The 7,321-nt window shown below is 66.4% G+C and carries 9 protein-coding genes; 2 read left to right on the top strand and 7 right to left on the bottom strand.

Annotated elements, in window-relative coordinates; genetic code table 11:
- The coding region (locus K5Q19_RS08565) for an LON peptidase substrate-binding domain-containing protein (protein WP_365758933.1) at positions 1-436 on the top strand (436 nt) is incomplete at its 5' end.
- Position 437: 1 nt separating this feature from the next.
- On the opposite strand, the gene K5Q19_RS08560 is transcribed toward K5Q19_RS08565, so the two are convergent.
- The 6 genes from K5Q19_RS08560 to K5Q19_RS08535 form a co-directional block, all read right to left on the bottom strand.
- Entirely contained in the window at positions 438-1,058 is a 621-nt protein-coding gene (locus K5Q19_RS08560; protein WP_292943469.1) for a MarC family protein, read from the bottom strand.
- A gap of 4 nt (positions 1,059-1,062) precedes the next feature.
- Complete coding sequence (locus K5Q19_RS08555) at positions 1,063-1,815, bottom strand: hypothetical protein (protein ID WP_292943467.1); 753 nt, start codon at positions 1,813-1,815, stop codon at positions 1,063-1,065.
- A gap of 93 nt (positions 1,816-1,908) precedes the next feature.
- Positions 1,909-2,802: a bifunctional methylenetetrahydrofolate dehydrogenase/methenyltetrahydrofolate cyclohydrolase FolD gene (gene folD, locus K5Q19_RS08550; protein ID WP_292943464.1), complete on the bottom strand. Its 894-nt coding sequence runs from the start codon at positions 2,800-2,802 to the stop codon at positions 1,909-1,911.
- Between the two features lie 25 nt (positions 2,803-2,827).
- On the bottom strand, positions 2,828-3,127 hold the full coding sequence (locus K5Q19_RS08545) for a YggT family protein (protein ID WP_292943461.1): 300 nt from the start codon (positions 3,125-3,127) through the stop codon (positions 2,828-2,830).
- 162 nt (positions 3,128-3,289) lie between these two features.
- Positions 3,290-4,228: an acetylglutamate kinase gene (argB, locus tag K5Q19_RS08540; protein ID WP_292943458.1), complete on the bottom strand. Its 939-nt coding sequence runs from the start codon at positions 4,226-4,228 to the stop codon at positions 3,290-3,292.
- 42 nt (positions 4,229-4,270) lie between these two features.
- Entirely contained in the window at positions 4,271-4,951 is a 681-nt protein-coding gene (locus K5Q19_RS08535) for a queuosine precursor transporter (protein WP_292943456.1), read from the bottom strand.
- 87 nt (positions 4,952-5,038) lie between these two features.
- Here K5Q19_RS08535 and K5Q19_RS08530 point away from each other — a divergent pair, with 87 nt between their 5' ends.
- Positions 5,039-6,289: a nucleoside transporter C-terminal domain-containing protein gene (locus K5Q19_RS08530; protein WP_292943454.1), complete on the top strand. Its 1,251-nt coding sequence runs from the start codon at positions 5,039-5,041 to the stop codon at positions 6,287-6,289.
- On the opposite strand, the gene K5Q19_RS08525 is transcribed toward K5Q19_RS08530, so the two are convergent.
- Positions 6,279-7,259, bottom strand: coding sequence for a hypothetical protein (locus K5Q19_RS08525; protein ID WP_292943452.1), 981 nt, complete (start codon positions 7,257-7,259; stop codon positions 6,279-6,281). The two genes, K5Q19_RS08530 and K5Q19_RS08525, sit on opposite strands and share 11 nt — an antisense overlap.
- Positions 7,260-7,321: the final 62 nt, after the last annotated feature.

The raw sequence follows: 7,321 nt of genomic DNA, 5'->3' as shown, positions 1-7,321 counted from the left end.
CCAGATCGGCTGCGTCGGCAAGATCGGCGAAGTCGAGGCGATGGAGGACGGGCGCTACAACGTCATCCTCGAAGGCATTTCCCGCTTCCGCATGCTGCGCGAACTCGATGTGACGACACCGTTCCGCCAGGTCGAGGGCGAGCTGATCGACGATGACGCGGGCGCCAGCCTCAGCGCGGTCGAGCGCGCCTCGTTCGAACGCGAGGCGCGCCGCTTTGCCGATGCGCAGGGCTATTCGGTCGATTGGGATTCGGTCGGCCGGCTCGATGATGTATCGCTGATCAACGGCGTCTCGCAGATCGCCCCGTTTGATGCTGCCGCCAAGCAAGCGCTGCTCGAAGCGGACAGCCTGAACGCGCGGTGCGAATTGCTGGTCCAGCTGATGCAATTCTTCGGCCGCCGCGATTCGGACGATGGCCGGGTGACGCTTCAGTAATTCAGAACTGCGCGCGCAGTCCGTCGATCACGAACTGCGCGGCCAGCGCCGCCAGCAGCACACCCAGCAGCCGGGTGATCACCGCCTCCACCTGCGATCCCAGCGCGCGGATGATCGGCCGCGCCGCCACCAGCGCGATGAAGCTCAGCAGCATCACCGCGCCCAGCGCGCCAAGGATCACCAGCGTCTCGGGCAGGCCATGCGCCCGCGCGGTGAGCAGCATGACCGAGGCGATCGAGCCCGGCCCCGCCAGCATCGGCATCGCCATCGGGAATACCGAAACGTCCTCCACCTGCGGCTGCGCGGTGCGGACCTTCTCGGCCCGCTCCTCGCGCCGTTCGGTGCGCTTCTCGAACACCATGTCGATGGCGATCATGAACAGCATGATGCCGCCCGCGATGCGGAAGCTGTCGAGCTCGATATGCAGCGCGCCCAGCAGATCCTCGCCAAACAGCGCGAAGACCACGAGAATCCCGCTCGCGATCAGGCACGCGCGCAAGGCCATGATGAAGGCCTGGCGCGGCGTGGCATTGGCCGTCAGCCCGGCATAGATCGGCGCGCAGCCGGGCGGATCGATCACCACGAACAAGGTCGTGAAGGCGGAGAGGAACAGCGCCAGCATCCGATCAGCCTTCGTTCTTCGCGACTTCGGTGCGCTTCAGCACCTCGTTCATCTTGCCGTCCTGCCACATCCACACCGTCCACTCGCGCGTCCCGCCGGGCAGCACGGTGGAGCGCCAGACAATCGTGCCGTCGATGGAGCGGCCGTCCTTGCTGTCGGCTCCCGGCACGGCAGCCAGCGGCGGGATCGGCCCCGGCAGCGGACGCGGCGGCGGCGGAGCGTTCTTGTCCGGTTTGGGCGGGGGCGGCGGCTCATCCGCAAGCGGATCGCGGCGCGGGCGCGGCACGCAGTCCGCCACCTTGCCGGTGATGAAATCGGCCCCGGCCAGCGGCGCGGCAAGCTCGCCACCCTGATCGAGCACCCACTTGTAATCGCCCTTCTTGCGCTGGCGCTGCCACACGGTGGAGAACCAGCCGTTCGCCGCGCCCGCCCGATAGGCGCCGAAGGTCACGCCCGCGCTGCCATCGCAGCTCATCCACACCGCGCTCGGCTGCCACTGCACCGCCTGCGGCGGATTCGCGCGGCCCTTGAGCCACACTTTGGCCACCACGCGCTCCGGCACGAACATCTCCGCGTCCTCGGTCGAGGTCTCGGCAAAGGCGGTCCATTGCCCTTTCTCGCGCGCCAGACGGGCAAACGCACTCTCGGCTGCGATCAGCGCGCTCGGATTGCCAATGGGGGTCACCACCGGCCGGATGTCCTGCGCAGTTACAGGCAGGGCGAGGGCCAGCAAGGCGAGAGGGACCAGACGCTTCATGCCGCCCTGCCTAGAGCAGCCTTGGGGTGATGGAAAGGGGCCCACCCCCCAACCCCACCCGCAAGCGGGAGGGGTTGGGGGTGGGCTTCAACGTCAGATCGCGTCCGCCGCCAGCTCCAGCCCGGCGTTGCGATAGGCCGCGACCAGCGCATTGCGCAGCAGCACCGCGATGGTCATCGGGCCAACACCGCCGGGCACCGGCGTCACCGCGCCCGCAACCTCCATCGTGCCTGCATAGTCGACATCGCCGACCAGCCGCGTCTTGCCTTCCTCCGCCGCCGGCACACGGTTGATGCCGACATCGATCACGGTCGCGCCGGGCTTGATCCAGTCCGCCTTGACCATTTCCGGACGGCCGACCGCGGCCACCACGATATCGGCGCGGCGCACGACCTCGGGCAGGTCCTTCGTGCGGCTGTGCGCGATGGTCACCGTGCAGCTTTCCGCCAGCAGCAGCTGTGCCATCGGCTTGCCGACGATGTTCGAGCGCCCGATCACCACGGCATCAAGCCCCGAAAGCGAACCCAGCCGGTCCTTCAGCAGCATCAGGCACCCCAGCGGCGTGCAGGGCACGAAACCCGGCTGGCCCACCGCGAGGCGGCCCGCGCTGATCACGTGGAAGCCGTCGACGTCCTTGTCCGGATTGATCGCGGAAATGACCTTCTGCTCGTCCATGTGCTTCGGCAGCGGCAGCTGCACCAGAATGCCGTCAACAGCGGGATCATTGTTCAATTGCTCGACCAGCGCGAGGAGGTCGGCTTCCGGCGTTTCGGCAGGCAGCTTGTGCTCGAAGCTCGCCATCCCGGCCTCGACGGTCTGCTTGCCCTTGGAGCGGACATAGACCTGGCTCGCCGGGTCCTCGCCCACCAGCACCACGGCGAGCCCCGCCTTGCGCCCGGCTTTCGCCTCGAACGCGGCTGCAAGCTCTCCCACCTTTGCACGCAGGGTCGCGGCAAAGGCCTTCCCATCAATAATCGCGGCAGTCATGCGGATTTCCCGTTACCTGGTTGGATCAGACCGACGTCGCCGCTAGCGCGAGGTAGTAGAGGAGCTGAACCAGCAGGCGCAGGCCGAAGATCAGGATCATCGGCGAGAAGTCGACGCCCCCGGTGTTCGGCATGACCCGGCGGATCGGGTTCAGCAGCGGATCGAGAATGGCGTTCAATGCGGTCCACACAGCGGATACCGCCTTGTTGTGGGTGTTCACAACATTGAACGCGATCAGCAGGCTCAGCACGAACTGCACGATCACAACCATCACGACAATGTCGATCAGCTGCGAAATGGCAGAGATCAGCGTGAACAACAGCATTGCGCATTCCCTTATCGGTTAGAAGCAGTCGCTCCTAGCCGACCCTCTCCCGGGGCCACAAGGCCCCCCTCGCCGAACGACCGACGGCGACGGACAAACTTGTATGTGTTGCATACAAATTTGTCCAGTGCGTTATGGCGGGGAAGCGGCCCTTGCAGGCGGTTACGCCCGGATCAGCGTACCGGCACCGCGTGCGGTGAAAATCTCGATCAGCATGGCATGCGGCACGCGCCCATCCAGCACCACTGCCGCCTCGCACCCGGCTTCCACCGCATGGACGCAGGTCTCGAGCTTGGGGATCATGCCGCCGCTTATCGTGCCGTCCTCAGCGAGGCGGGTAATGTCCGCCGGGGTGAGGTCGGTCAGCAGGCGGCGCTGCTTGTCGAGCACGCCCGGCACATCGGTGAGGAGGAACAGCCGCGCCGCACCCAGCGCCGCCGCAATCGCGCCCGCCATCGTGTCGGCGTTGATGTTATAGGTCTCGCCGTCCTCGCCCACGCCGATGGGGGCGATCACCGGGATCATGTTGGCGCCGGTGATGGTGTCGATCACCGTGGTGTCGATCCGGGCAGGCTCGCCCACGAAGCCGAGGTCGACGACAATGGCCTCGCCACTTTCCGCATCGTTGATCGCCTTCGGGGCCTTCTTCGCCTCGACCTTGCGGGCGATGACCATGTTGCCATCCTTGCCGGAAATGCCGATGGCCTTGCCCCCGGCACGCGCGATCCAGCTGACGAGTTCCTTGTTGATCGCCCCGGCCAGCACCATCTCGGCCACTTCGGCGGTCTGCTTGTCCGTCACACGCAGGCCATCGACAAAGCGCGATTCGATGCCGAGCGCTTTCAACATCCGCCCGATCTGCGGGCCGCCGCCGTGAACGACCACCGGATTGATGCCGACGGCCTTCAGCAGCACGATATCCTCGGCGAAATCCTGCGCGAGATCGGGATCGCCCATCGCGTGGCCGCCATACTTCACCACGAAGGTCTTGCCCGCGTATCGCTGCAAATAGGGCAGCGCCTCGGTCAGCGTTTCGGCCTTGGCGAGCATCGCCTTGTGGTGGGCGGCGTCGTCTTCTGCGGGATCGTGCGTGGTTGCCATGATGCCTCGCGCTTTGGACCAAGCGGCGCGGCGGCGCAATAATTAGCGCTGACCGTCCATCCAGCGCCCTAGCTTCACGAAGACCCAGATGAGCGGCGGGACCATGATCGTGGAAAGCAGGAGCTTGGAAGCGATCTGCCCCACCATGATCTCCCCGATGGGCAGGGGCACCCCCGCGGCATCCGTCACCCCGGCGAACGAGATCGTGATGAAGAGCAGCGTATCGACCATCTGGCTCAAAAGGCTGGCGATCCACGCGCGCAGCATCAGCAGCCGCCCGCGCCCGCCGGCAAGCCGCGAGAAGACATAGACGTTGAGCGTCTGCGAAGTGCCGTAGGAGATGAGGCCGGCAAACTGCATCCGCGCGCCCTGGCCGAGCAGCCGCGCATAGGCTTCCTGATCGCCCCAGAACGGCGCGGGCGGCACCACGTTGATCACGAACGTGAGTAGCACCATCGAGACGATCAGCGGCACGAAGCCGAAGCGCACCAGCCGGTTGGCCACCTCCTGCCCGAACAGTTCGGCCACCGCGCTCGCCATGACCACCAGCAGCAGAAACGCGAAGATTCCGCTCTCGACCGCAAGATCGCCCAGCAGCGGCCAGTGCCCCAGCGCCGCGATCTTGGTGCCGAGCACGCCGGCGAGCACGACAAGGCCGCCATAGAGCAGCGAGAAGGCGAAGAGCGATGTGGGAATGCCCGAGGCTGGTTTGTGATCCTGCATTGGCAACGGTTAGCGGGATTTTGACCCTGCGCCAAATCCCGTTTAAGCCATGCCGGACAGTGTTCTTCAGGGAGCGGCCAGCCCGCGATGCGCGTTTTGATGAGCCTCGCCGGCATGGCGTTGATCCTTGCCTTGGCTGTCCTGCTTTCTTCCAACCGCCGCGCGATCCGGCTGCGGGTGGTCGTTCCTGCCTTCGCGCTGCAAGCCGGATTTGCCGCGCTGGTACTCTATTTCCCGCCCGGCAATGCCGCGCTGCAAGGCGCTGCGGCGGGCGTCGAGGGGCTGCTCGGCTATGCCAAGGCGGGGGTCGCCTTCCTGTTCGGGCCGCTGGCTGATCCGGCCATCGGCGGGCGCAGCTTCGCCATCGCCGCGCTGCCCACCATCGTGTTCTTCGCAGCGCTGATTTCGATCCTCTACTACCTCGGGATCATGCAACTCGTTATCCGGTGGATCGGTGGCGGGCTGGAGAAGATCACCGGCATCAGCCGCGTCGAGGCCCTGTGCGCCGCTTCCAACATCTTCGTCGGCCAGAGCGAATCGCCGCTGGTGATCCGGCCTTACCTCGCCAGCCTCAATCCCTCGCAGATTTTCACGGTGATGAGCGTGGGCATGGCCGGTGTCGCGGGCACGATCCTTGCCGCCTATGCCGCGATGGGTATCCGGGTGGACTACCTCGTCGCCGCGGCGTTCATGTCCGCCCCCGGCGGCGTGCTGATGGCCAAGCTGATCATGCCCGATGTGCCGCCGATGCCGGATGCGCCGACGGATGCGGACTTGCCCAATCCGCACATCGCCGTCTCCGCTCCTGATGAGGAACGGCCTGCCAACCTGATCATGGCGGCAAGCCAGGGCGCGCAGACCGGTGTGCGGCTGGCCGTCGCGGTCGGCGCGATGGTGCTGGCGTTCGTGGCGCTGGTGGCGATGGCGAACGGCCTGCTTGGCAGCCTTGGTGCGTGGATTGGCTATCCGGGCCTCTCGTTCCAGCAGATCCTTGGCACCATCTTCGCGCCCATGTTCCTCCTGCTCGGCGCGCCAAACTGGGCTGAAGCCGCGCTGGCAGGCGGTCTGTTCGGCACCAAGATCGTGCTCAACGAGTTTGTGGCTTTCATCGATCTCGGCGCGGCGCAGAACTTGTCCGCCCACACCGTCGCCATCGTCACCTTTGCCCTGTGCGGCTTTGCCAATTTCAGCTCGATCGCGATCCAGATGGCGGTTTCGGGCAGTCTCGCCCCAAACCAGCGTCCCGTGATCGCCAAGCTGGGGCTCAAGGCGCTGGCGGCAGGTGCGCTCTCCAACCTGATGAGCGCGGCGCTTGCGGGGTTGTTCCTCAGCGTTTGAGGTAGGCGCGTCCTTCGCGCACCAGCAGCGGCAAGCCCAGCAGCACGAACGGCGCGGCCATGAAGCCCCAATAACCGTTGTCCGGCCGCCCGAACACGGTCAGCGCGGCGAGGAACCCCGCGCTACCGATGGCGGCGGTGCGCTCCATCTCGCGGCCCCAGCGCAGCATGGCCGCGAGCGATGCGGCGACCAGCGCCAGCACGAGCGGACCGGGCAGGCCGGTCAGCACCAGATTGCGGCGCAGCGCGTCGATCACCAGCGGCAACCCGCCGAAGCGCACCCAGCCTTGTGAGGTGAGGTCACCGGGCACAATCTGAGCAGCCACGAACCGCGCATGGATCAGCCACAGTCCTGCGGCCAGCGCGATGGCCGCGACGGCCATGCAAGCCCGCTTTCCGTCGCGCTGCCACAGCGCGTGAAGCGCAATTGCCGCGAGCCAGGCCAGTGCCGTCTCGCGCACCAGCACGGCCATGAGCGCGAGACCGACCGAGAGCCACTGCCGCCGGTATGCCGCGAGCGAGAGCATGATCAGCAGCACGCTCCATTGCTCATGAAGGTAGACGTTGTCCGGAAAGAACGCGCCGAATAGACCTGCCACAGCGAGTGCCACCACCGACAGCGCTTCGGCAGGCGGGCGGTCGGACAAGCTCTGCCGCAGGGCGATCAGCGCGCCAAACAGGAGCGCGATCAGCGCGGTGGTGCGGGTTGTGGTGCTGGGCAGCAGCGCCAGCAGCCATGTCATCGTCGGCGGGCGCACCGCGAGCGCGGGCTGCACCGGATAGGACCGCTCGCGCTGCGCATCCATCGTCGCCGGGTAGAAGTTCTCGCCGCCGCGCACGCGCTCGACCACGGTGCGATAAAGCTCCTGATCGAGCTGTACGGGTTTGGCGGGTGCCTTCGCGGCAAGCGGCAAGGCGAGGCAAGCCAGCAGGGCGAGCACGAGCAAGCGCAACAGTTTTATCCCGAACATGACCCTATCCCGTTCGTGTCGAGCGAAGTCGAGACACCAAGCGCTGCGTGTGGTGTCTCGAC

The sequence above is a fragment of the Novosphingobium sp. genome, from assembly GCF_019748365.1.
In the GTDB taxonomy this organism is placed as follows: domain Bacteria; phylum Pseudomonadota; class Alphaproteobacteria; order Sphingomonadales; family Sphingomonadaceae; genus Novosphingobium.
Note: the sequence above shows the minus strand (reverse complement) of the source record. Positions and strands in the feature narration are given on the sequence as shown.